23 protein-coding genes are annotated in these 20,900 nt (G+C 64.3%); 12 read left to right on the top strand and 11 right to left on the bottom strand.

Annotation, left to right across the window (positions count from 1 at the left end; genetic code table 11):
- The first annotated feature begins 23 nt into the window (after positions 1 to 23).
- The 3 genes from ACYJ11_RS04640 (at position 24) to ACYJ11_RS04630 (ending at position 2,095) form a co-directional block, all read left to right on the top strand.
- Positions 24 to 677, top strand: a complete 654-nt coding sequence (locus tag ACYJ11_RS04640) for an HVO_0476 family zinc finger protein (RefSeq protein ID WP_005537310.1) — start codon at positions 24 to 26, stop codon at positions 675 to 677.
- A 1-nt stretch (position 678) separates the two neighbouring features.
- A complete protein-coding gene (locus tag ACYJ11_RS04635) occupies positions 679 to 1,302 on the top strand; it encodes a protein-L-isoaspartate(D-aspartate) O-methyltransferase (protein ID WP_461646897.1) in 624 nt (207 codons plus the stop codon).
- A 61-nt stretch (positions 1,303 to 1,363) separates the two neighbouring features.
- Positions 1,364 to 2,095 (top strand): protein-L-isoaspartate O-methyltransferase family protein, encoded by a 732-nt coding sequence (locus ACYJ11_RS04630; RefSeq protein WP_461646896.1) that lies wholly within the window; start codon positions 1,364 to 1,366, stop codon positions 2,093 to 2,095.
- On the opposite strand, the gene ACYJ11_RS04625 is transcribed toward ACYJ11_RS04630, so the two are convergent.
- On the bottom strand, positions 2,092 to 2,538 hold the full coding sequence (locus ACYJ11_RS04625) for a DUF7382 domain-containing protein (RefSeq protein ID WP_461646895.1): 447 nt from the start codon (positions 2,536 to 2,538) through the stop codon (positions 2,092 to 2,094). The genes ACYJ11_RS04630 and ACYJ11_RS04625 overlap by 4 nt on opposite strands.
- 75 nt (positions 2,539 to 2,613) lie before the next feature.
- Here ACYJ11_RS04625 and ACYJ11_RS04620 point away from each other — a divergent pair, with 75 nt between their 5' ends.
- Positions 2,614 to 3,681, top strand: a complete 1,068-nt coding sequence (locus ACYJ11_RS04620) for an ATP-binding protein (protein ID WP_461646894.1) — start codon at positions 2,614 to 2,616, stop codon at positions 3,679 to 3,681.
- A gap of 11 nt (positions 3,682 to 3,692) precedes the next feature.
- Here ACYJ11_RS04620 and crcB read toward each other — a convergent pair whose 3' ends face one another.
- Genes crcB through ACYJ11_RS04605 form a run of 3 tightly spaced genes read right to left on the bottom strand, consistent with a single transcriptional unit; the run spans position 3,693 to position 4,785 of the window.
- Entirely contained in the window at positions 3,693 to 4,052 is a 360-nt protein-coding gene (gene crcB / locus ACYJ11_RS04615) for a fluoride efflux transporter CrcB (protein WP_188975107.1), read from the bottom strand.
- Complete coding sequence (locus ACYJ11_RS04610; RefSeq protein WP_188975105.1) at positions 4,052 to 4,435, bottom strand: fluoride efflux transporter FluC; 384 nt, start codon at positions 4,433 to 4,435, stop codon at positions 4,052 to 4,054. Before ACYJ11_RS04610 ends, crcB begins: the two co-directional genes overlap by 1 nt.
- 2 nt (positions 4,436 to 4,437) lie before the next feature.
- A complete protein-coding gene (locus ACYJ11_RS04605) occupies positions 4,438 to 4,785 on the bottom strand; it encodes a hypothetical protein (RefSeq protein ID WP_461646893.1) in 348 nt (115 codons plus the stop codon).
- Between the two features lie 306 nt (positions 4,786 to 5,091).
- Here ACYJ11_RS04605 and ACYJ11_RS04600 point away from each other — a divergent pair, with 306 nt between their 5' ends.
- The 4 genes from ACYJ11_RS04600 (at position 5,092) to ACYJ11_RS04585 (ending at position 10,405) form a co-directional block, all read left to right on the top strand.
- Entirely contained in the window at positions 5,092 to 7,053 is a 1,962-nt protein-coding gene (locus ACYJ11_RS04600; RefSeq protein WP_461646892.1) for an archaea-specific SMC-related protein, read from the top strand.
- Between the two features lie 44 nt (positions 7,054 to 7,097).
- Positions 7,098 to 7,715, top strand: a complete 618-nt coding sequence (rdfA, locus tag ACYJ11_RS04595; RefSeq protein ID WP_461646891.1) for a rod-determining factor RdfA — start codon at positions 7,098 to 7,100, stop codon at positions 7,713 to 7,715.
- Positions 7,716 to 7,930: 215 nt separating this feature from the next.
- Positions 7,931 to 9,034, top strand: a complete 1,104-nt coding sequence (locus tag ACYJ11_RS04590) for an aminotransferase class V-fold PLP-dependent enzyme (RefSeq protein WP_461646890.1) — start codon at positions 7,931 to 7,933, stop codon at positions 9,032 to 9,034.
- A 75-nt stretch (positions 9,035 to 9,109) separates the two neighbouring features.
- Positions 9,110 to 10,405, top strand: a complete 1,296-nt coding sequence (locus tag ACYJ11_RS04585; RefSeq protein WP_461646889.1) for an NUDIX domain-containing protein — start codon at positions 9,110 to 9,112, stop codon at positions 10,403 to 10,405.
- A 22-nt stretch (positions 10,406 to 10,427) separates the two neighbouring features.
- Here ACYJ11_RS04585 and ACYJ11_RS04580 read toward each other — a convergent pair whose 3' ends face one another.
- Complete coding sequence (locus ACYJ11_RS04580) at positions 10,428 to 11,174, bottom strand: MBL fold metallo-hydrolase (protein ID WP_461646888.1); 747 nt, start codon at positions 11,172 to 11,174, stop codon at positions 10,428 to 10,430.
- A gap of 98 nt (positions 11,175 to 11,272) precedes the next feature.
- Here ACYJ11_RS04580 and ACYJ11_RS04575 point away from each other — a divergent pair, with 98 nt between their 5' ends.
- Both ACYJ11_RS04575 and ACYJ11_RS04570 read left to right on the top strand, forming a co-directional pair.
- Positions 11,273 to 12,409 carry a site-2 protease family protein gene (locus ACYJ11_RS04575; RefSeq protein WP_461646887.1) on the top strand — a complete coding sequence of 379 codons (1,137 nt, stop codon included), beginning with the start codon at positions 11,273 to 11,275 and terminating at the stop codon, positions 12,407 to 12,409.
- Positions 12,410 to 12,589: 180 nt separating this feature from the next.
- Complete coding sequence (locus ACYJ11_RS04570; RefSeq protein ID WP_188975091.1) at positions 12,590 to 13,444, top strand: ZIP family metal transporter; 855 nt, start codon at positions 12,590 to 12,592, stop codon at positions 13,442 to 13,444.
- An 18-nt stretch (positions 13,445 to 13,462) separates the two neighbouring features.
- Here the strand turns inward: ACYJ11_RS04570 and ACYJ11_RS04565 are convergent, their stop codons facing one another.
- The 3 genes from ACYJ11_RS04565 to ACYJ11_RS04555 form a co-directional block, all read right to left on the bottom strand.
- Complete coding sequence (locus tag ACYJ11_RS04565; protein WP_188975089.1) at positions 13,463 to 13,762, bottom strand: CPCC family cysteine-rich protein; 300 nt, start codon at positions 13,760 to 13,762, stop codon at positions 13,463 to 13,465.
- 75 nt (positions 13,763 to 13,837) lie between these two features.
- A complete protein-coding gene (locus ACYJ11_RS04560) occupies positions 13,838 to 14,122 on the bottom strand; it encodes a DUF6360 family protein (RefSeq protein ID WP_461646886.1) in 285 nt (94 codons plus the stop codon).
- 34 nt (positions 14,123 to 14,156) lie between these two features.
- Positions 14,157 to 15,320 carry a nicotinate phosphoribosyltransferase gene (locus ACYJ11_RS04555; RefSeq protein WP_461646885.1) on the bottom strand — a complete coding sequence of 388 codons (1,164 nt, stop codon included), beginning with the start codon at positions 15,318 to 15,320 and terminating at the stop codon, positions 14,157 to 14,159.
- A gap of 134 nt (positions 15,321 to 15,454) precedes the next feature.
- On the opposite strand from ACYJ11_RS04555, the gene ACYJ11_RS04550 reads away from it, so the two are divergent.
- Positions 15,455 to 16,252 (top strand): DUF3592 domain-containing protein, encoded by a 798-nt coding sequence (locus ACYJ11_RS04550; protein ID WP_188852707.1) that lies wholly within the window; start codon positions 15,455 to 15,457, stop codon positions 16,250 to 16,252.
- Between the two features lie 7 nt (positions 16,253 to 16,259).
- Here ACYJ11_RS04550 and ACYJ11_RS04545 read toward each other — a convergent pair whose 3' ends face one another.
- Positions 16,260 to 17,615 (bottom strand): Hvo_1808 family surface protein, encoded by a 1,356-nt coding sequence (locus ACYJ11_RS04545; RefSeq protein ID WP_461646884.1) that lies wholly within the window; start codon positions 17,613 to 17,615, stop codon positions 16,260 to 16,262.
- Entirely contained in the window at positions 17,608 to 19,068 is a 1,461-nt protein-coding gene (locus ACYJ11_RS04540) for an Hvo_1808 family surface protein (RefSeq protein ID WP_461646883.1), read from the bottom strand. Before ACYJ11_RS04540 ends, ACYJ11_RS04545 begins: the two co-directional genes overlap by 8 nt.
- A gap of 148 nt (positions 19,069 to 19,216) precedes the next feature.
- Between ACYJ11_RS04540 and ACYJ11_RS04535 the strand changes: the two genes are divergently transcribed.
- Complete coding sequence (locus ACYJ11_RS04535) at positions 19,217 to 19,789, top strand: cysteine hydrolase family protein (RefSeq protein ID WP_416005606.1); 573 nt, start codon at positions 19,217 to 19,219, stop codon at positions 19,787 to 19,789.
- Positions 19,790 to 19,857: 68 nt separating this feature from the next.
- On the opposite strand, the gene ACYJ11_RS04530 is transcribed toward ACYJ11_RS04535, so the two are convergent.
- Positions 19,858 to 20,712: a hypothetical protein gene (locus tag ACYJ11_RS04530; protein WP_461646882.1), complete on the bottom strand. Its 855-nt coding sequence runs from the start codon at positions 20,710 to 20,712 to the stop codon at positions 19,858 to 19,860.
- Positions 20,713 to 20,900: the final 188 nt, after the last annotated feature.

Here is a 20,900-nt window from a genome sequence, read left to right as displayed (position 1 = left end):
GGGAGCGCAGTCAACGGCTGCATATGACAGATGCTACACCGGGCGACCGCATCGCCCTCCCGTGTCCGGCCTGTTCGCCGGACCTGGAAACGGTTCACGAGGTGCTGAAGCCGGGCGGCCACGTGACGGTTCGCTGTACGGACTGCGACCATGTCCACAAGGAACAACTGCCAGAAGATGAGACGCTACAGCGTAGTGTCGTCGTGTCACAGGACGGGGACTCCTTCACCGCCGAGGTCGACGTGCCGGCTGAGGAAGAACTGTCCGTCGGCGAGGAGTTCCTGCTTGAGACCGACGAAGCGGTTGTGACTGCGCGCATCACCAGCTTAGAGACCGCGGACGGCCGCGAGGACGAGGCGGCCGCCGAGGACGTCGAGACCATCTGGTCGCGGGCCGTCGGTAACGTTTCGGTCAACGTCACGATGCACCCGAAAGACGGGACCCACGACGAGACTGAGAGCTTCAAACTCCACGTTCCCGGCGACTACGAGTTCGTCGTCGGCGAGACCGAGGAGTTCGGCGAGGAAGAGTTCACTGTCGAGGGGATTCACGTCCGCGACGACGCCCACGGCTACGACCACGAGAACATGGATCACGACGGAGACATGGGTATCGCGAAGGACATCAACCGGTTGTACGTCAGAGACGAGTCGACCACGGCGTGGTCGGCGTGGTAGGATGGTCGACTGGGACCGGCAGCGGTCGCGGCTGTCCGACCGTCTGCGAGAGCGGGTCGCCGACGAGGACGTTCTCGCGGCGATAGCGTCGGTTCCACGCCATCAGTTCGTTCCGGACGACAAGCGACACGACGCCTACGCCGACCGCCCGCTCCCGATCGGATCGGGCCAGACGATTTCTGCGCCGCACATGGTGGCAATCATGGCCGAGGTACTCGACCTGTCCCCGGGAGACCGGGTGCTGGAGGTGGGAACCGGCTGTGGTTACCACGCTGCGGTGACTGCCGAACTGGTCGACCCCGGGAACGTCTACAGTGTGGAGTACCACGCATCGCTCGCCGACGACGCACGGGAAACGCTGGAAGCGACCGGCTACGGCGATATCTCTGTTCGGGTCGGCGACGGCACGGAGGGGTGGCCAGAACACGCCCCCTACGACCGGACGTATCTGACCTGTGCCGCGCCGGAGTTCCCCGCCCCGCTCGTCGAACAGACCTGCGACGGCGGTGTTCTGCTGGCCCCAATCGGAGACGGACAACAGCGCCTCATCCGTGCGGAGAAACAGGCTGACGGCACGCTCGATAGCGAGGACCACGGTGGCGTCCGGTTCGTCCCGCTCCAGTAGGGTTTTCGACAGACACGGCCGTTGTCGCGCCATTGATATAGCTCTGGCCGAATGTAGTGGTATGGACCCGGCGGTACTACGGGACGACATGGTCGACAGCCTGCAACACGAGAGCAAGGGTGTCGTCCGGAGCGCGTGGCTGTCGACAGCGATGCGTGCTGTCCCCCGGGAGGCCTTCGTCGGCGAGCAACAGGCCTACTCAGATCGCCCGTTTGAACGCCTCGGCACGCGCGTGCTCTCGCCCAGTACCGCCGGCCGGGTACTCGAAACCCTGTCACCAGAAGAAGACGACAATGTGCTCGTCGTCGGTGCCGGCGTCGGCTACACCGCCGCGGTGCTGGCAGAACACGTCGGCGCAGCGAACGTTCATGCGATAGACATCACGCGCCGACTCGTCGTCGAAGCGCGGCAGAACTTGGCAGAAGCAGGGTATGACGCCGTCCTCGTGGATCGCCGTGACGGGGCTGCCGGGCTGCCCGAATACGCACCCTACGACCGCATTCTTCTGGAAGCTGCCGCGATTGACCCGCCACGGGCGCTCCTCCAGCAGTTGACCGACGACGGCCGGCTCGTGATGCCGCTCGGAACCGGCGAACAGTCACTGGCTGTCGTCGAGGCCGATGGCTCGGTCCACCGACACGGTACCGTCGCCTTCCAGCCGATGCTCGTCGAGGGTGAGCAGGCAGACACTGTCGAGCGCAACCGGACCCACCGCGAGGACCGCGAGCGCGCCCGGCGGGCAGCCCAGTCCCGCGCCGGCTGGGAGCAGGAGTGGATCGACTGGGACGGCTAGGGCGACTCGACGACGAGCAGATCGGTGTTCGAGCGGGCGTCCTCGTAATTACTCCCCGCTGGTGGTTTCACCTCGAACGTGACGGTGCCGTCCTGTTGATTTGGTCCGAGCGACGGCGACAGTGAGAGGGTCGCGTTCCCTGCACTCCCTGTCTCGCCAGTCGTGACCGACGAAAGCGTTGCTGTCCCGCTTTTGGCGACCACTGTCGCGCCGGAGACGGGCGACCCCTTCGAGTCGACGACAGTGACAACTACGTCCTGTGTCCCCGAGTTAGCCACTTCTGGATGGGGCTCCACGTCAACCTCATTCACTTGCAGCGTCTCGATTCCGGAGATGGTGCTCATCATGACGGAAAGGCAGGCGACACCGACCACCAGCGCGATAACGAGGCGAATCGGTAGGCCCTCGATAGCACGTTCGTCGTGCCACAGCGAATCTGACATGGGCAGGCGTGGGTCCGAGCTCGTATTTGAACCCTCGGACGAACGTTCAAGTGCTGGAACGGGCCAACCGCCGGCATGGTCGTTATCGGACGTGAGGCAGCAACGGGGACAACGACGCGGCTGGGCCACTATCGGGCCCGCGATGGGAGTCGCGGCGCTGCGGTCGATCTCGATGTCGACCGGCCACACGTTGGTCTCGTCGTCGGCAAACGCGGGTCGGGGAAGACGTACACGCTTGGCGTCCTCGCTGAGGGACTGATTGCTGCTGCAGGGGTCGCCCCAGTCGTCGTCGACCCGATGGGGGCGTTCACGCCGCTGGATACTGCGGATGTGTCTGCAACGGTAATCGACCCCAGCGTTCGCGCGGGCGCGCTTGACCCACGCCAGTGGTGTACGGTGCTCGGCCTCGACCCGGAACGAGGCGCAGGAGCGCTCGTGTGGCGAGCAGCGAGCGAGCGTGCGACTCTCGACGGGATGCGCTCGTGGGTGGCCGATGCGGATGCGGCGGCGAGCACCGTCCGCGCGGCGACGAACCATCTCGCACTCGCCGAGTCTTGGGGCGTCTTCGAGCCTTCGGGTATCGAGACTGAGACGCTGTGTAGCGATTGCCTGACCGTGCTCGACGTGTCGGGGCTCGATTCGCGGCCAGCCGGTGCGGTTCTCGCCGCTGTCGCGACCACGCTGTACGACGCCCGGATGACTGACCGGACGGACCGACTGCCCTGGCTGCTGGTCGACGAAGCCCACGCGTTCACCGACGGCGTCGCCCGGCGTCCGCTCCGCCGGCTCGTTACTCGGGGCCGCCAGCCCGGTGTGAGTTGTGTGCTGGCGACACAGCGACCCAGCGCCGTGCCAGCGACAACCGCTTCCCAAACTGACCTGCTCGTCGCCCACCGACTGACGAGCGCGGCTGACATCGACGCACTACAGGCCGCCCAGCCGACGTATCTCGACGGCGACTTCGCGGCCCGGCTCCCGGAGACGACTGGTGACGCGCTCATCGTCGACGACAGCACTGAATCCGTCCATCACGTGACCGTCCGTGAGCGGCGGACGCCCCACGGCGGCGAGACGCCGCGGGCAAGCGACTTCGGAGCAGACAGGGGGCACGAAGCTCGTGCGGGGGGTTCTGAAATCCGATAACCCGGCAGGAATCAAACGATTTGTACGATGCCCCAGGCCAACCCGATTCCGGCCAACGCACAGGAGAGATTGCCGACGGCGTTGAGGGCGGCTAGGGCCACATAGCCGTCCTCCCATAGTCGGACTGTCTCGACCGAAAACGAGGAAAACGTCGTGAACGAGCCACACGCGCCGACACCGACAAGTAACTCCGCGTCACCGGTCACACCAGCGAACGTCAACAGCCCCAGAGCGAAGCTTCCGATAGCGTTCACTGTGAGCGTCCCGAGCGGGAACGTCTCTCGCTGGACAGCCCCCGCCAGATAGTGGCGACAGAGTGCGCCGATAGCGCCACCGGTGCCGACCAGATGCGCTGGTTCGATAGCGACCATCAGCGCTCACCTCCGGCGAACAGCCGAACGACTTCACGGCCGACAAGGACGCCGGCAAAACCCAGAGCGTAGCTTCCGATGATGTTCGCAACAGCCCACTCGGGCGTTAGAACCGTCTCCACCGCGAACGTACTGTAGGTGGTAAACGACGAAATAAAGCCGGTCGAAGCGGCCAGCTTCGTCTCGCTGGCAAGCGCACCGACCTGCAGCCCTTCGTACACGAGCACGCCGAGTGCGAAACTGCCACAGACATTGACCAACAGCGTCCCCTGTAATCCCGGAACAAAGAGGCCGACGAAGTACCGGAGGTTCGAACCAGCGAACCCACCGAGACCTACGAGAACGATAGTTTCGACCGTTACCAGCGGGTGGGTGTCTGTCATTCTTACTCCCCGAGTATCTCCGCCAGCCGTGCTTCACCGAGCGTGTCGACGAGCTGTGCGAGTTCGATAACCCGCTCTTCGCCGAGCGTATCCACGAGTTCACGGATCTCTGCTGGGTCGAAGGTCCGGGCAACGTAGCCGAGGTTCTCCACCATCCGCGTCGTTCGGTTTAGTGTCTCTTCGTCGGGGCGTAGCGTTAGCGGCCGGTTGGTGAATTTGCCGTTTTCGTTGAAGTAACAGAACCGTAGCTCGGCAGTGTCGCCGTCATCTGGGTCAACGATCTGCAAGACACCGTACCCACTGTCCCACTCGTCTAGTTCGACCTCGAGCAGCGTTTCGTAACGGGTCATATGATCTGCTTCCAATCACGCCGACTTATAAGTTGGCATATGATGAGAGCCACAATCGGTAATGGTTGATATACACAACAAAACAGCAGTATTAGAGAACTAGCATCTCTCCTTATCGCCAATAGCTCCGTCTCGGAATAATATTGGTACAGGTGTTATTCCAGAAGCGACTGTCGGTCTGTCCGCTGTCTGCCGTGTGATACGGCTGCTGCATCTGCTGTATCGGCCCGTAGTATGGACGCTAATCTGTAATTTAGTTCTCGGCAATGAAATTATTTTTATATCCTCTCCGACTACAGCAGACCAATGCCAGAATCAAAGCAAGAATCTAGTGTCGCCCACTTCGATGTCACCAATATCGGTGGGATCGACGAGACTTCAGTCGAGATTCCACCGGGTGTGACGGTGCTGACGGGGAAGAACGCCACAAACCGGACGTCGTTTCTGCAGTCTATTATGGCGGCGATGGGAAGTACGCAGGCCACGCTGAAAGGCGACGCCGACGAGGGGAGTGTTACCCTCACTTACGGGGACGCGGTGTACGAACGGACGCTCACGCGAGCGGGAGACGCCGTTCAGTTTGACGGTGACGGGTACCTTGACGACCCTGCGGTCGCCGACCTGTTCGCGTTTCTCCTCGAAACCAACGAGGCGCGCCGGTCCGTTGCTCGTGGCGACGATCTCCGCGAAATCATCATGCGGCCGGTCGACATCGACGCGATCCGCTCGGAAGTCGAACAGCTGGAAGCGGAGAAAGGCGAGATCAACGACGAACTCGCCACGGTCGAGTCCCGCCAGCGCGACCTCCCGGACCTCGAACAGCGCCGGACCGAACTCCGCGAACAGATCGAGGAGAAACGCGAGGAACTGGCCGATCGAGAGGAGGAGATAGACAACAGCAGCCGGGATATCGAGGAGAGCCGTCAGGAACAGGATATCCTCGAAGAGAAACTCGACGAACTCCGCTCGACGCGGTCGGATCTCGAATCCGTCCGGCGGGATATCGAGGCACAGGAAGAGAGCATCTCCTCGCTAAAACGCGAGCGGTCCGACCTCGAAGACGAACTGGACGAACTGCCGGAGACGCCGATGGGCGACCAGCAGCACCTCGAAGACGAGATCGCAAGCCTGCGCGACCAGCGCCAGCGGCTGAACAGCGAGATATCCGATCTCCAGAGCCTCATCCAGTACAACGAGGAACGGCTCGAAGAGGAAGACTACGACGTCATCCAGTCGCTCGAAGACGCGCCCGAGGGCTCTGACGGCGCGGTAACAGAGCAACTCCTCGAAGGTGAAAACGGGGAATCCGTCGTCTGCTGGACGTGTGGCTCGACGGTCGACCGCGAGCAGATCGAAGACACTGTTGACCGCCTGCAGGACCTCCGTCAGCAGAAGGTCGAGGATCTCAACGATATCAAGTCGGAACTCGACGATCTCAAGGCCGACCAGCGCGAGGCCGAAAAGAAACAGCGCCGCCGCGAGGACGTCGAGCGGAAGATCCAGGAGACGGAGACGGAAATCGAACGCCGCGAAGCGCAGATCACTTCCCTGAAAGACCGGCGCGAGGAACTGACTGATGATGTCGAATCTCTGGAAGATGAGGTCGACAACCTCGAATCCGAGGACTTCGACGAAATCCTCTCGCTACACCGGGAGGCGAATCAGCTCGAATTCGAGATCGACAGCCTGGAATCTGACCTTGACGACGTGTCTGCTGAGATCGAGGAGATAGAGGAAATGGTCAATCGGGCCGACGACCTCCGTGCGGAGCGCGACGCCCTTGTCGAGGAACTCACTGACAAGCGGACGAAGATCGACCAGATAGAGGCGAACGCTGTCGACCAGTTCAACGATCACATGGACGCTATTCTCGGTATTTTGGAGTACGAGAACCTCGAACGCATCTGGATCGAGCGCGTCGAGCAGACCGTCCGCGAAGGACGCCAGAAGGTCGACCGAACGGTGTTCGAGCTCCACATCGTCCGGACCACCGAGAACGGTGCGGCGTACGAGGACACCATCGAGCACCTCAGCGAGAGCGAGCGCGAGGTGACCGGCCTCATTTTCGCCCTCGCGGGCTATCTGGTGCATGACCTCCACGAAAGCGTTCCGTTCATGCTGCTCGACTCGCTGGAAGCTATCGACTCGGCACGAATCGCCGAGCTCGTCGAGTACTTCGCTGACTACGCCGAGCATCTCGTCGTCGCCCTCCTGCCGGAGGATGCCCAAGCGCTCGACGACGAGTTCAACCGCATCACTTCGATCTAACCCCGTAGTCTTTTAGTTCCGGTTACCGTACGTGGGAACAACAGATGGCGAATACGACAGATGGCCGGCCGTCGAGCAAGGTCGCTCGACTCATCGACGAGTACGAACTCGATGGACTCGGTGCGGAGATGGAGGCTCGCTGGACGGGTGACGGTGAAGAGCGTATGAGTCTCCGTGACCTCGCGGAGTTTTTCAACAAGCGCCTCCTCGAACGCGAGCTGGTCGATGCGGGCCTGAGCGCCCTCGAAAGCGATGTCGAATCGACCTACGAGAACCTCACCGGCGACGACATCAGCACAGGTGTCCGGACTGACACCGTCAATCGACTCGAACGCAACGGTGTCGACGTTGACAGTCTCGAAACCGATTTCATCACCTATCAGGCCATCCGGTCGTATCTGAAGGAGTGGCGCGGCGCGGAGTATCAGGGGCTATCCGACGACGAGAAGATCGAAAAGGATCTCGAAAGCATTCAGCGGCTCCTGACCCGAACGCTGTCGGTCACTGACCAGCGCATCGAGAAGCTACGAGATACGGGTCGTATCGACATTGAGGACTTCGAGGTGTTTCTCGACGCACAGGTGCTGTGCCAGTCGTGTGGCAGTCAGTACGCTGTCGCGGAGTTCTTCGACCAGGGCGGTTGTGAGTGCCAGCAGGATTGAATCGCCGCTCTGACTCCATCTGACTGTACCGAGAAGGATACTGTGTTTGAGATGCAGAAACAACTGAAAACGGTTGTGAAACGCAACAAAACAAGCAATATAGCTGCGACAGCCGCCCGTAGAAATAGAACCGACCTGTCGTCTCGGGGATCTGCCGTCGCAGTTACCTAGTGGGTCACACAGGGCTGAAGGCGTCGGGGGGCATCACAACGGATATGGACCCAGCCGAGCTCCGAGCGTCGATTCCGGCACTCGAACGGTGTACGTACTTCAACACGGGGGCAAGCGGGCCGACACCGCGCCCTGTGGTCGACGCTGCGACGGCGTTTCTCGAACACCATGCCTTCGATGCACCTGCGGATGAGGGACCGTATACGGCTGCGTGGGACGCTATCGCGGCGGCCCGTGAAGTTGTCGCCAGCCATATCGGGACCGACGCCGCTAACGTTGCGTTCACCCGCAGCACCGCCGATGGGGTCAACATGGTCGCCGGGGCTATCGACTGGCAGCCCGGTGACGTGGTCGTCCGGACCGACCTCGAACACCCTGCCGGCACGCTCCCCTGGGACCGACTGGCCGACACCCACGACGTCGAAGTCCGCGTACTGGAAACCGAGGGTGGTCGGCTCGACATGGCTGACGTGAAAGACGCCGTGGCCGACGCCAGACTGGTGACGCTGAGTTCCCTCTCGTGGACCCACGGGACTAACCTCCCGGTTTCGGATGTCGTCGATGTAGCCCACGACGCCGGCGCACAGGTACTCGTCGACGCCGTCCAGTCCGTCGGGCAACACCCGGTCGATGTGACCGAGTGGGGCGCGGACTTCGTGGCCGCGGCGGGGCACAAGTGGCTGCTGGGCGTCTGGGGTGGCGGGTTTCTCTATGTCGACCCGGACGCGTATGACCGGTTGCGCCAGACCCGCATTGGCTACCGGAGCGTCGAAGACCCCGGTGCTGACGGATATGACTACTACGAGGGCGCGCGCCGCTTCGAGGTCGGAACTACCTCGCCGGTCCCCTACGTCGCGCTCGCGAACGCCATCGAGACGGTCGAGGCCGTCGGATTCGATACGATTCAGTCCCGTGTCGAACGGCTGACCGACCGGCTCAAGGACGGCCTCGGCGACCGACTGCTGAGTCCCCGCGACTACGAGTCGGGACTCGTGACCTTCACCGCCGACGACCCCGAAGCGACCGTCGAGCGACTCGCGGCTGACGGTATCATCATCAGGTCACTCCCCCACCCCGAGGCGCTCCGGGCGTCGGTCCACGCGTTCAATACAGCCGACGACATCGACCGCCTGCTCAACGCGCTATAGCGCCCACGGCGCGCTCCGATACGACTGGCGTCACAGCCCCGGACTTTCTTGCCGTGGCCGGTCGTTCTTCGTCGCATGGAAATACGCCCCGTCGTGACGTGCTTCCTGCGAAGCGAAGGCGAGGTGTTGCTGTTGCGCCGGAGCGACGCAGTCGGATCGTATCAGAGCCAGTGGGGCGGGGTGGCGGGACACGTCGCCGACGATGCCGGGCGTGATCGGGACCCAGAGACGGCTGCGCGGACCGAAATCGACGAGGAGACCGGATTGGCCGACGCGGTGACGCTCGTCCGGGAGGGCGGATCGTTTCAGGTCGAAGACACCGATCACGGAGTACGCTGGCGGGTCCATCCGTTCCTGTTCGATTGTGAGGCCCGAACGGTCGCGACGAACGAGGAGACGACCGAGACCGCATGGGTCCACCCGCCGGAAATCCTGACTCGTGAGACGGTCCCGCGACTGTGGACCTCCTGGGACCGCGTTCGCCCGCGGATCGCGACTGTGTGCGAGGACCGGACTCACGGCTCGGCGTGGCTCTCACTCCGGGCACTGGAGGTGCTACGTGACGAAGCCGCTCTGGCCGGTGCCGGACGGAGCGACGACCTGGAGGCGGCTGAGCGGGACGGCGACGACTGGGACACGCTCGCCACCGTCGCCGCCGAAATCCGCGAGGCCCGCCCCTCGATGGTCGTCGTCGCCAACCGGATCAACCGAGCGATGACCGCCGTCACCGACGAATCGCCGACGGCCGTCGAACAGGCTGCGACCGAGACGCTGAACCACGCGGTGACTGCCGACCGAGTCGCCGCGGCTGTCGCCGCTGAGCACGTCGGTGACCGCATCGCGACGCTCTCTCGGTCCGGAACAGTCAGTACAGTGGTCGACGCCGCTGCTCCCGAGGCCGTGCTCGTCGCCGAGTCACGGCCTGGCGGTGAAGGCATTGGCGTCGCCGAGACGCTTGCTGACAGAGCCGCGGTGACGCTGACGACCGACGCGGCGTTCGGCTACGCACTGGAGGACTGGACCGCCGAGACGCTCGTCATCGGTGCCGACCGCGTTCTTCCGGACGGTCGCGTGGTCAACAAAGTCGGGACCCGTTCGGCGGCCCTATCGGCAGCCGTCGCGGACGTGGACTGCTACGCAGTGTGTGCGACGGACAAGATTGCGCCACGCGCTACGTGGGACAGAGACGAGCGGGAGCCACAGGAGGTGTACGACGGCGACGCCGATATGGCCGTATCGAACCCGACCTTCGACGTGACGCCGGCGTCGGCAGTGACGGTCGTCACCGAGCGCGGCGTTCTGGAGACGACTGATATCGAGGAGATCGCTGACGCCCACCGGGACCGGGGCGAATGGTCCGAGCGCCGGTGATATCAGAGACTGGCGGGCCCTCTCATTGCTCGTCTAGCACGACTGGGACGCCGGCTTCGGCCACGTCGGCGGCGAACTCGCGGGAGTCGGCTTCGAGGTTAGAGAAGGTGTTGTAGTGGACTGGCATCACGAGGTCCGGGTCGATGGTCGCGGCCAGAGCGGCGGCCTCGTGGCGGTCCATCGTCGCCCGCGGGCCGATGGGCGGACACAGTAGCGATACCTCAAGGGTCCGGTGGCCAGGTAGGACATCCGAATCTCCCGGATAGAAGGCTCTGGTCCCCTCGACGGCGATCATGAAGCCACAGCCGAACCCCTCCGGATGATACGGCGTGCCGTCGGGGAGCGTATGCCGTCCGTCCGGTTCATTGTACGCCGGTGTCGACCATATCGGCACGTCCTTGACCGTCGTCTGCGATTTCATGCCGACCTCGACGATGTCGTACGGCAGCGAGGATAGCGGCGGGAGGTCCCGGTCGCCGACGCGCTCGTCGATACCCTCGTAGGCGACGATGGTGGCATCCTCGCTCGCCACGCGCTCGATACCGTCCGGGTCGTAGTGGTGGACGTGAGTCACACAGACAACGTCGCCGTCTTCCGCACGGTAGTCGCTGCTCGGTGGATGGCCGATGCCGTCCGTGTGGGGTTCCCACTCGCCGGTGAGCACGCCGTACCGGCCCGGATCGACGTACACTACTGTGTCGTCGCCGGCAAACCGGAGCGTTGCGTACCCCAGCCAGTCGACGGTCAGCCCGTCGTGTCGAACTGTCATTGGATGTCGGTACGCGCTACACCCTGAATAAGGCCGCTACTCGCTTCCGTCCTCCCCCAGGCAGAAGATATACCAGGCCACTGTTCGTCTGCCTGCCCGTGCGAAACTTCCACATTACGACGGTCTGGGGGATTCCAATACGGGTCAACGTTTCACTGCTGATTTTCCTGCCGGTGCTGGCCTGGATTATCGGCAGCGGGGCGCAGATCGAAACGTACGCCGGTATCGTGAGTGCCCTGTCGGGTGAGACACTCGACAGCACGGTGTTGACTGCGGGCCAGACCCCGTGGCTCATCGGTACCACCGCGGCCGTGGGCCTGTTCGCCAGCGTCGCTCTCCACGAACTGGGCCACGCCTGGGCGGCGATGCGCTACGACCTCCGGGTCGAGTCCATCACGCTCTGGATTCTCGGCGGTCTCGCTAACCTCGAAGCCATGCCCAAAGAGTGGAACCGGGAACTCGTCATCGCGCTGGCCGGCCCGGCCGTGAGTATTCTGACTGGACTGGCCTGCTACGCCGCACTGTTTGCCCTGCCGGCGAGCGCGCAGGTGACGCTGTTCGTTATCGGCTGGCTGGCCGTCACGAACATCTTTCTCGCCGTGTTCAACATGCTGCCAGCGTTCCCGATGGACGGCGGCCGCGTACTCCGGGCGCTGCTCGCACGAACGCGGCCCTACGCGACGGCTACTCGTATCGCCGCTCGGATCGGCACCGGGTTCGCCGTGCTGTTCGCCGTCGTGGGCGCCATCTCGGTTAGCCCGATGTTGCTACTACTTGCACTGTTCGTCTACGGCGCCGCGTCGAGCGAGTCCCGCACCGTCGCGCTGGCAGCGCTGCTTGAGGGGCTGACTGTCGATGACGTGGCCAGCCCGCTCGATGCGACTATCGAGGCCAATGCCAGCGTCGAGGACCTCGTCGACCGGATGTTCGCTGATCGGCGGACAGAGTTCGCTGTCACGCGTGGCGGCGACGTGGTCGGCGTCGTCACGGTCGGCGATTTCAGGGAACTCTCGACGGCCGAACGCGAAGCCGACACCGTGGCCGACCTGATGGACACCGACCTGCCACGCTTTGCCTCGGAAACGGCTGCGTTCGACGCGCTCGTCGAACTTGATACTGCCAGAGCTACCGCCGCCTTCGTCGACGGCCCTGAGGGAACCCGTGTGGTCTCCCGGGACGACTTCTCCAGTGCGATGGAGATGCGTCGGCTCGTCGAATCGCCGGATCCGTTTTAAACAGCGTTTACTCGCTCGAATATAGCCGCTACCAACTAGAAGGCCCTACCTGAAGCCGACTGGACAACTTGAGCGAACCGAGGGAGTTTTCCTATTCTGTGCGGAGACGACACCAGAACCAGAGATGACCGCTTCTGACTGCCGGTACACCCAAGAGGGGTCGACGTACACTACTGGACAATGCAATCCGGGTTCGTCGACCTGTTCGTCGACCTCGTCGGCACAGATCCGCTGATAAACGGCCTCGTCGGCGGGGTCATCATCGCGACGATGAACCTCTTCGGGGCGTCGCTCGTGTTGATCTGGCGTGACCCCTCGGAGCGGGCGCTGGATACGGCGCTGGGCTTCGCTGCTGGCGTGATGCTGGCCGCTGCGTTCACGAGTCTCATCATTCCCGGCATCGAGGAGTACTCGGGCGGAAATCCGATTCCGACGCTCGTCGGCGTCGGGCTGGGCGCGCTGTTTCTCGACCGCGCGGACGGCCTCGTCCCACACGCCCACTACCTCCTGACCGGGAGCCGCCGGTCGGACGCGGCCAACCCCAGTCAGGACCTCTCGGTTGATGAGTCGAAACTGACGGGCGTCATTCTGTTCATCCTCGCGATCACGCTGCACAACATCCCTGAGGGGCTGGCCGTCGGCGTCGGCTTCGGCGCGGCCGCCGGCGACCCGCTCCAGATCGGCGGCGCGCTCTCGTTGATGCTCGCCATCGGCATCCAGAACATCCCTGAGGGCCTGGCGGTCTCCGTCGCGGCAATCAACGCGGGTCTGGACCGGCGGCTCTACGCCGTCTTCTCGGGGATTCGCTCCGGCGTCGTGGAAATCCCGCTCGCGGTACTCGGCGCTGTTGCCGTCGTGGCCATCGAACCGCTGCTGCCCTACGCGATGGGCTTTGCGGCGGGCGCGATGCTGTTCGTGATTTCCGACGAAATAATCCCCGAGACGCACCAGCGCGGCTACGAACGCGTCGCGACGCTCGGCCTGATGGCCGGCGTCATCATCATGCTGTATCTGGATATCGCGCTTGCAGCCTGAGTCTTGTCTTCGTGTCCACTATTCTTCGTAGGGCCAGTTCGGGTCGCGGTCGAGGCCTGTCGGCTCCTCACAGTCCCCGGCCTCGTCGGGGGAACACGCTCCGTGTTCGCGGAAGTTCTCGCGTGCCTCGGTCAGTGACACGTGGTTCGTATCGCTGACGAACTCTACATCGCCGAACTGGATCGGGTCGTCGAGCCAGTGACACACCGGGCACATCTCGTATGACCCGGGTCGGCCCTCCGGGAGTGTCTGGTAGCCACAGCACGGGCAATAGCCCAGTTCCCGTGCGGCTGGATTGCCGGGCGTCTCGGTTGACATATTTCGTGGTATGTGTCTTCACACCATAGAATTACCGAACCGGGGCGATGCATGATTATCGCTGCGACGGACAGGCTACTCCGACTGTGCGTCTTCGACTCTCTCCGCGTACTCCTCCAGTTCAGTGGCCAGTTCGCGGGCCTGGGCCGCCGACAGCGTCACCGAGTCAGCGTGTGGCTTCACCGCGTCGAGGTCGGTGTTGTCCATCTCTAGCTGGAGTTCGACGTGGTCCGGGTTCTTTCGCGGCGCAGTCACGTTCAGCACGGCCAGGGCCTCCTCCTCGAAGCCGTGGCCTTCTACCTCACCGTCGAGCAGGTCGAAGGTCGTGTACGCGTTGACCTTCATAATACGGTCGACCATACCCCGTATTTGCAGGCCGGCGACTTAACGCCCGTTACTCCTCGGCGGTGACGCCCTCGTAGCCGACTCGCTCGGCGTCGGCCGCCGCGCGGTCGATGGCCGCATCGAGGTCGAACTCCCTGACGACCTTTCCGTCACGAATCAGTGGTTCGAGTAGCGACTCGGCGTCTTCCGGCCCATCACGGTCGGCCAGACCGATGTGGTGGCCGCCGTCGGCAGTGCGGTACACGGACTTTTTCCCCGTGAGCTTCCCCCGCTTGGCCGCTGGCTCGCCGTCCAGTTCGACGATGTCCAGCGCGAAATCCAGCGGGTCGGCGTTGGCGACGTAGCTCCCGACACCGAAGCCGTCGGCTACGTCCCGGAGCTCCCGGAGCGTCGTCGGGGTGAGGCCGCCAGAGAGGAACAGGTCCACGTCCTCGTGGCCGTGGGCGTCCAGCGTCCAGCGTACCTCTCGAACGATGTGGCGGAAGTCCCCGCGCCGGGACCCGGTCGTGTCCAGTCGGACACCGGCGAGGTCATCGACAGACTCCGCCGCACGGAGCGCTTCGTCGGCCTCGTCGCTGTAGGTGTCCGTCAGCGCGATGCGGGGCGTCTCTTCGGGGACGGCGGCATCGAACGCCTGCCATGCCTCTTCCTGATTGCCGCGGCCGAAACAGATCATGAGTGCGTGGGGCATCGTCCCACCGGCCTCCCGGCCGATGACCTCGCCCGCAGCGACGTTCGAGATACCGTCGAGCCCGCCCAGCAGCGCCGACCGCTCGACCATCGCGCCGATAGAGGGGTGGACGTGGCGTGAGCCAAAGGATAGCACCGTCGACTCCGGTGCGGCGTGACGGGCCTCCAGTGCCCGCGTCGCGACACCGGTCGAGTGTGAGAGAAAGCCAAGGAGCGCCGTCTCCAGGCGACAGAACTCCCGGTAGGACCCCTCGATTCGCATCACCGGGCCGCCGTCGAACAGTTGTCCTTCGGGGAGCGCGTCAACGTCGACGTCCCGTCCTTCGAGCAACTCGGCGGCGTCTTTCAGCCCCGCCAGCAGCTTCCAGCGGCCCGTCGCGAACTGGTTCGCCGTCACCTCGGCGACCACGTCCGGGTTCTTGCCTGCGTGTTCCAGCGCCTCCATCGTCCGGTCGAAGTAGGCGTCGGTCGCCCGCCCCTCGCGAATCGCCTCTGGTGAGACGATGTCGAACTCCTCGGTCATTGTCCTGTGTTCGGCCGGGCGAGGGAAAAAGCGGTCCGGTCGGCGGTCACGAGCGATCACTGCCAGCGCCCGTCGCCGCTGAAGCGGTGGGTGCCTCGTAACGTTTTCCACGCCGCAATCGGTACCCGTCGAACGTGCTCAGCCCCCGCCGCTCCGTCGCCCTCCTCCTCGCGCTCGCGCTGCTCGCCTCCGGGACCATCCTCGGTGTTTCGCAGTACCGGACGGCCACCAGCTATGCCGCGACGACGGGAACGGTTGAGAGCGCACAGATGGACAGTTACACCGAGATCAGTCGACCTACGCTGGGGGGCAATCGGAACTTCCGGCCGAACGTCACCTACACCTACCGCGTCGAGGGCCGGACCTACACCGGTCGTGACATCGCGTTCGGCACCGACACCGACACGAACCAGCGGGACCGCGCCACGCGTGTGCTGTCGAACTACGATGAGGGGTCGTCGGTCACCGTCCGCTACGACCCGGATTCCCCCGGCGACGCCTATCTCGCCCAGCGCTTCGATTTCTTCCCCGCTGGGGTTCTGATCGCGCTCGGGCTGTTGCTGCTCGGTGACGCACTGACGCCGCGAACGCGGTGGCTCCGATTCGTCCTGTCGAAGGTTCCGCTGAACCAGACCGAACGGGGCCCGCTCTCCACGCCCGACACCGACGACGGGGTCCCCGACGACCCTACGCGGATTCTCGACCGTGGCGACGCCGCAGCCGGTGAGTCAGAAGGTGGCGACTCGGACTCGGATGCGCCGGTCGGCGGCCGCTGGGCCGTCGTCCTCTGGACGCTCTGTGGCCTCGCCGCGCTCGGAACCGTCGGCATCTACCTCGCCGTCTCGAAACCGCCACACGACCTGACCGCGTACGCGACGGCCATCGTCACAGTCGTGGGATTCGGTCGCTTCGCGTACCGCCGCTTCGTCTGATGCCTGCTCACCCCTCGGCACGGTGGATCTCGTCCAAGTCACCGCTCTTGGGCCCGTTGACGATGCGGACGGTCTTGCCGGACCGGACCACGCGGAACGCGTCGTTGAACTGGTCGTCTGCTGGGACGACGTAGACATTACTGCGGGGCTGGCTGGCGTCGTGCTCTTCGGTCAGCGCCGCCCGGTAAGCCTGTTCGAACTCCTTCGCGTCTTCCTCGGTATCCCAGCGAGTCTCCCAGACGTAGCCGTAGCCGCCGGAGCCGTTGCGGTAGGGCACGACGAGGTCACCGCCCCAGCCAGCCGAGATTTCGCTCTCGTAGCTGTAGCGGTCGCCCTCCGTCCGGCCGTTGTGGTACATCATCGCGTAAATCGAGGTCTCTCCGACCGTGTCGCCGACCGGGTCGTGATCAAAGCGGCTCCACTCCTCGTTTGAGCGGTCCGCGACGCTGACGTTCACTGGTTTTTCGTCTGGATACTTCTCCGGGTGGAGCACCTGCTCGGTGCTGTCGGGGAAGTCGCCGTGCAACGCGTCGACGGTGTCCCAACCGCCGTCCGAGCGCATCTGGTCAATGAACCGCGGCCCGGTGACGTAGGGCTGGTAGAGGACCGTGAACAGCCCCTCGTTGTAGCTCGGCTCCTGACTCTCGCTGTCGCCGTTGTCGCTTCCGCCGTCGCTGGTCCGGTCCGGGAGCGCGATACAGCCCCAGCCGTCACCACAGCGTCGCTCGTAGAGGACGCGGACGTAGTTGGCCTCGCCCTCGGTGACGCCCTGCCGTGACAGTTGTGTGTCCTGGGTCTTCGCGGAGCCGTTCAGCCCGAAGTGCTGGTCCTGCAGGGCGTGAACGAGCTCGTGTGAGAGCGTCCGCCGGTCGATCTGTGGCGTCTCCGTCGGGCTGACGATGACGATTTCGTCCCGGCTCGGGGAGTAGTACCCTTGGACCGTCGTCGAAAGCGTGTCGTCGATTTCGTCGCTGCTGCCGGAGTCCTCGCCGATGAGCAGGAGCGCTTCCCACACCTGATCGTTCCAAGGGTCCTGAGGACGGCTGCTACCGCCGCTGCCGTTGCCCCCCGAGCGATTCTGGTACTCGGCCCGGGAGATAACCGACACCGGGACCGACTGTTTGAACTCCAAGTCGCGGACCTGCTCGACGCGGGCCATCGTTCGGGCGACGACAGCCTCCCGCTCGCTCTCGTTCAGTCCGTCCTCGGTCGTCACCGACACCGAGTCGTCGTACCAGTAGCCGTTCTCGTAGCCGATGGCGTCCTCGCCGGTCGGCGTCTCGGGGTGATCGCTGCCGCCGAAGGAGGGAACCGTACAGCCCGCCAGAACGACCGTCAGCGCAATGAGCAGTTCCTTACGCATCGTGAACCTCGCTCAGTTCGTCGGCCGTCGGTGCGTTCACGACGGTGACCGTGTCCCCGTCAACTCTGACCGAAACAGCGTCGGTGTAGGGACTGTCTTCTTCGATGACCCAGTGGCCCTCCGCAGTTCTGGTGCCGCCCCAGTGAGCGATGACTCCCTCCCAGGCGTCGGCGAACTCGCGGGCGTCGGCTTCGCTGTCCCAGGTCGTCTTCCAGACGTAGGCCGTCTCGTCACCGTTGTCGTAGACGTACATCCGACCGCCCGCCCAGCCGTCGGTCGCGGGCAGGTCGTAGTTGTACGGGTCGTCGCTGTCCAGCGACCCGTCCTCGTAGTTGATGACATCTCGCGTCTGGACGACGCTCGACTCGTTGTAGTCATCGGCGATGGTGTACGCCATCGACCCGGCGATGGCAGAGGGGCCGACGACGGCGTAGTCTGGTCGGTCGCGGTCGGTCGAGGGCCTCACCCGCTCCCAGTCGTCGCTGGACCGGTCCCTAAGCGAGACTGACTCGGGTTCCCACTCGGGGTAGCGCTCGGGGTACGTCACCTCGGCGGCTCCATCGGGATAGTCATCGTAGGCGCCGTTGACATTGCTCCAGTCGCCGCGTTCTCGGAGATTCCCGATCAGGCCGGGCCCGTCGCTGTAGGGGAAGTACTGCATGAAGTTGATGCCGAAGTGGCGGTCACCGCCGCCACCGCCGCTCTGGGCGGGCCTGTCGATACAGCGCCACTCCCCGCCACAGCGGTCGGTGTAGGTCTGGGTGACGGCGACGGCATCGCCTTCGACTACTCCGTTCCGACCCTGCACCTGATCCCGCGTCCGCGCGTCACTTTCGAGCCCGAAGTGCTGGTCCTGCAGGGCGTGGACGAGTTCGTGGGCCAGCGTCCCCCGGCTAATCGTCGGCGTCTCCGACTCGCTGACGATGACGATCTCCCCGCGCTGGCTGCTGTAGTAGCCCAGCACGCTCTCCCCGCGGTTGCTGTTCTGAACGGCGATGGAGTCGCGGTCCTCGCCGATGAAAAACAGCGCCTCGAACTTCGCGTTGTCAAACCGACGCAGCGAATCGCCGGTCTCGCCGCCGCCCGTGTTGTTGCGGTACTCGGCTCGCGAGACGACGGAGACCGGCACTGTCTCCTCGAACTCCAGCCCGCGAATCCGCTCGACGCGGGCCATCGTCCGGGCGACGACGGCTTCCCGCTCCGTCTCGTTCAGTCCGTCATCGGTCGTTACTGACAGCGACTCGTTGTACCAGTAGCCGTTCTCGTAGCCCAACCGGTCCGTCGCAGGTGCTCCCGGGGCGGAGTCGTTGTTCCCGTAGTCGGTCGCGGGTTCGCTCGGCGTCAGATCGGCGTTGCTCGACTCCGTCTGGTCGGGCGACACACTGGGTGCCTGACAGCCTGCAAGTAACAGCACAACGGCACAGAGAACGACGAGGGCGAAAGGGCGGCGCATCTACCTTCACGGTAGGTTACCACAGTGAAAAGTCACACGCTCATCGTGAGCACATTCGTCAGCCAGAAGAATTTTTCACGTCTGTTTCTGCCGCCCAGTCCCCACCCTGGGAGTAACTTTCGTAGTCGCGCCCTGCCAAGGTTCTCACATGGAACTCGACCCAGCGCAGACCGCTCTGGTCGTCGTCGATATGCAGAACGGCTTCTGTCACCCCGACGGAAGCCTCTACGCACCGGACAGCGAAGCAGCCATCGCGCCCTGTGCCGACCTCGTCGACCGTGCCCGCGAAGCCGGCGCGACGGTCGTGTTTACCCGCGACGTGCATCCGCCCGACCAGTTCGAGGACACCCACTACTACGACGAGTTCGACCGGTGGGGCGAACACGTCGTCGAAGACTCGTGGGAAGCCGAACTCGTCGACGAACTCGACCCACAGGACGAGGACCTTGTCGTCGTCAAGCACACCTACGACGCCTTCTACCAGACGGAACTGGAGGGATGGCTCGACGCCCACGGCGTCAAGGATCTGGTTATCTGTGGCACGCTCGCGAACGTCTGCGTACTCCACACCGCGTCCAGTGCTGGCCTTCGAGACTACCGACCAGTGCTTGTCGAGGACGCCGTCGGCTACATCGAGGACGAGCACCGCGAATACGCACTGGACCACGCCGAGTGGCTGTTCGGCGAACTGACTGAGCGCGACGACCTCATGTTTGCCTGACTGAGAGGGAAGGGTCAGCCTACGAACAAGCGAAGTAGCCCCACGCCGAGCGCTACGTGGAGTCGTAGCTACGTGGCGTCGTCGCCGGTCGCGCCTCGCTCGATACTCACCCGCACCTCGTCACCGACAGCGAGGTCGATGGCCTCGCCGACGAGCTTCGCGCCGAAGCGCTTGCAGCCACAGAACAGCGCGATGCCGGTTATCGGTTCGCCGTTTGCCAGCACGGTCAGGTCGTCCCATGTGACTGTGCGGCCCTCAGCTGTTCCGACACGGGTTCCGGCGATAGCGGCGGCCGCTGTCCCGTCACCGGACAGCAAGCCACCGCCCGAGTAGTGGGGCAAGCCGCCGTCGAGAACGCCCGAACCGTCGCCGTCGACAGCGTTAGCGATGCCGACGAAGGAGTCACCGGGTGCCGGATGGGCAGGTTCGTCGAGTCGGGCCCACGTTTCGCCGCCGTCAACGACGGTCCCGGTCCCGTCCCAGGACAGCGGCGTCACGTCGACGGCCACGTCGACCGGCAGCGACCCCGATGCCCGGTAGGGGTTCGAATCAGGGTCGCGGAAGCCGAGATGGATGTGGTTCGGAACCCACGGCGCGAAAAAGCCTGCCCGGACCAGCGCTCCGAGGTCGTCGCCGACGGCCACTGTATCGCCGGGTTCGACAGCGGGGTCGACGTGCAGCAGCCGCGCCACCGTATCGCCGGTATCGATCAGGATGAGGTGGTCGTGCTCGGCGGCGTAGGCCTTCGGCGGGGCCTGAACCGTCTTCGTGTCCAGCACCTCGCCGGCGACCGGTGACGGTGCACGTTCGCCGTCGGGATAGAGGTCGATGGCACACCCCTCGTCGTGGGCGTCGAACGGCGAGTTGTACAGGGAGAACCGGTAGTACTGGAAGAGCACGTCTCGCGGTATCGTGACGACCATCGGCGGCGATTAGGGATGTACCGGTATGGCTCTGTCGTCCAAGGGTTCAAAACCCATGCCGGGACCACCGCTTCGTGTGCGCTGACGACGACCGCGGCGGGGGCAGCGGGTGCGCGACACGTCCCGCCGCGACGGCCATGTGTCGCCTGTTCGCTATCCACCGCTGAAAGGGAGCTGTCTGCTGAACT

The organism is Haloarcula sp. H-GB5, from assembly GCF_054850705.1.
The sequence above is the reverse complement of the archived record's forward strand: the minus strand, read 5'-3'. Positions and strand labels throughout refer to the sequence as shown.

Coding starts and splice junctions, on each gene's coding strand:
- ACYJ11_RS04640 (WP_005537310.1), top strand. CDS start 24: ATGACAGATGCTACACCGGGCGACCGCATCGCCCTCCCGTGTCCGGCC.
- ACYJ11_RS04635 (WP_461646897.1), top strand. CDS start 679: ATGGTCGACTGGGACCGGCAGCGGTCGCGGCTGTCCGACCGTCTGCGA.
- ACYJ11_RS04630 (WP_461646896.1), top strand. CDS start 1,364: ATGGACCCGGCGGTACTACGGGACGACATGGTCGACAGCCTGCAACAC.
- ACYJ11_RS04625 (WP_461646895.1), bottom strand. CDS start 2,538: ATGTCAGATTCGCTGTGGCACGACGAACGTGCTATCGAGGGCCTACCG.
- ACYJ11_RS04620 (WP_461646894.1), top strand. CDS start 2,614: ATGGTCGTTATCGGACGTGAGGCAGCAACGGGGACAACGACGCGGCTG.
- crcB (WP_188975107.1), bottom strand. CDS start 4,052: ATGGTCGCTATCGAACCAGCGCATCTGGTCGGCACCGGTGGCGCTATC.
- ACYJ11_RS04610 (WP_188975105.1), bottom strand. CDS start 4,435: ATGACAGACACCCACCCGCTGGTAACGGTCGAAACTATCGTTCTCGTA.
- ACYJ11_RS04605 (WP_461646893.1), bottom strand. CDS start 4,785: ATGACCCGTTACGAAACGCTGCTCGAGGTCGAACTAGACGAGTGGGAC.
- ACYJ11_RS04600 (WP_461646892.1), top strand. CDS start 5,092: ATGCCAGAATCAAAGCAAGAATCTAGTGTCGCCCACTTCGATGTCACC.
- rdfA (WP_461646891.1), top strand. CDS start 7,098: ATGGCGAATACGACAGATGGCCGGCCGTCGAGCAAGGTCGCTCGACTC.
- ACYJ11_RS04590 (WP_461646890.1), top strand. CDS start 7,931: ATGGACCCAGCCGAGCTCCGAGCGTCGATTCCGGCACTCGAACGGTGT.
- ACYJ11_RS04585 (WP_461646889.1), top strand. CDS start 9,110: ATGGAAATACGCCCCGTCGTGACGTGCTTCCTGCGAAGCGAAGGCGAG.
- ACYJ11_RS04580 (WP_461646888.1), bottom strand. CDS start 11,174: ATGACAGTTCGACACGACGGGCTGACCGTCGACTGGCTGGGGTACGCA.
- ACYJ11_RS04570 (WP_188975091.1), top strand. CDS start 12,590: ATGCAATCCGGGTTCGTCGACCTGTTCGTCGACCTCGTCGGCACAGAT.
- ACYJ11_RS04565 (WP_188975089.1), bottom strand. CDS start 13,762: ATGTCAACCGAGACGCCCGGCAATCCAGCCGCACGGGAACTGGGCTAT.
- ACYJ11_RS04560 (WP_461646886.1), bottom strand. CDS start 14,122: ATGGTCGACCGTATTATGAAGGTCAACGCGTACACGACCTTCGACCTG.
- ACYJ11_RS04555 (WP_461646885.1), bottom strand. CDS start 15,320: ATGACCGAGGAGTTCGACATCGTCTCACCAGAGGCGATTCGCGAGGGG.
- ACYJ11_RS04545 (WP_461646884.1), bottom strand. CDS start 17,615: ATGCGTAAGGAACTGCTCATTGCGCTGACGGTCGTTCTGGCGGGCTGT.
- ACYJ11_RS04540 (WP_461646883.1), bottom strand. CDS start 19,068: ATGCGCCGCCCTTTCGCCCTCGTCGTTCTCTGTGCCGTTGTGCTGTTA.
- ACYJ11_RS04535 (WP_416005606.1), top strand. CDS start 19,217: ATGGAACTCGACCCAGCGCAGACCGCTCTGGTCGTCGTCGATATGCAG.
- ACYJ11_RS04530 (WP_461646882.1), bottom strand. CDS start 20,712: ATGGTCGTCACGATACCGCGAGACGTGCTCTTCCAGTACTACCGGTTC.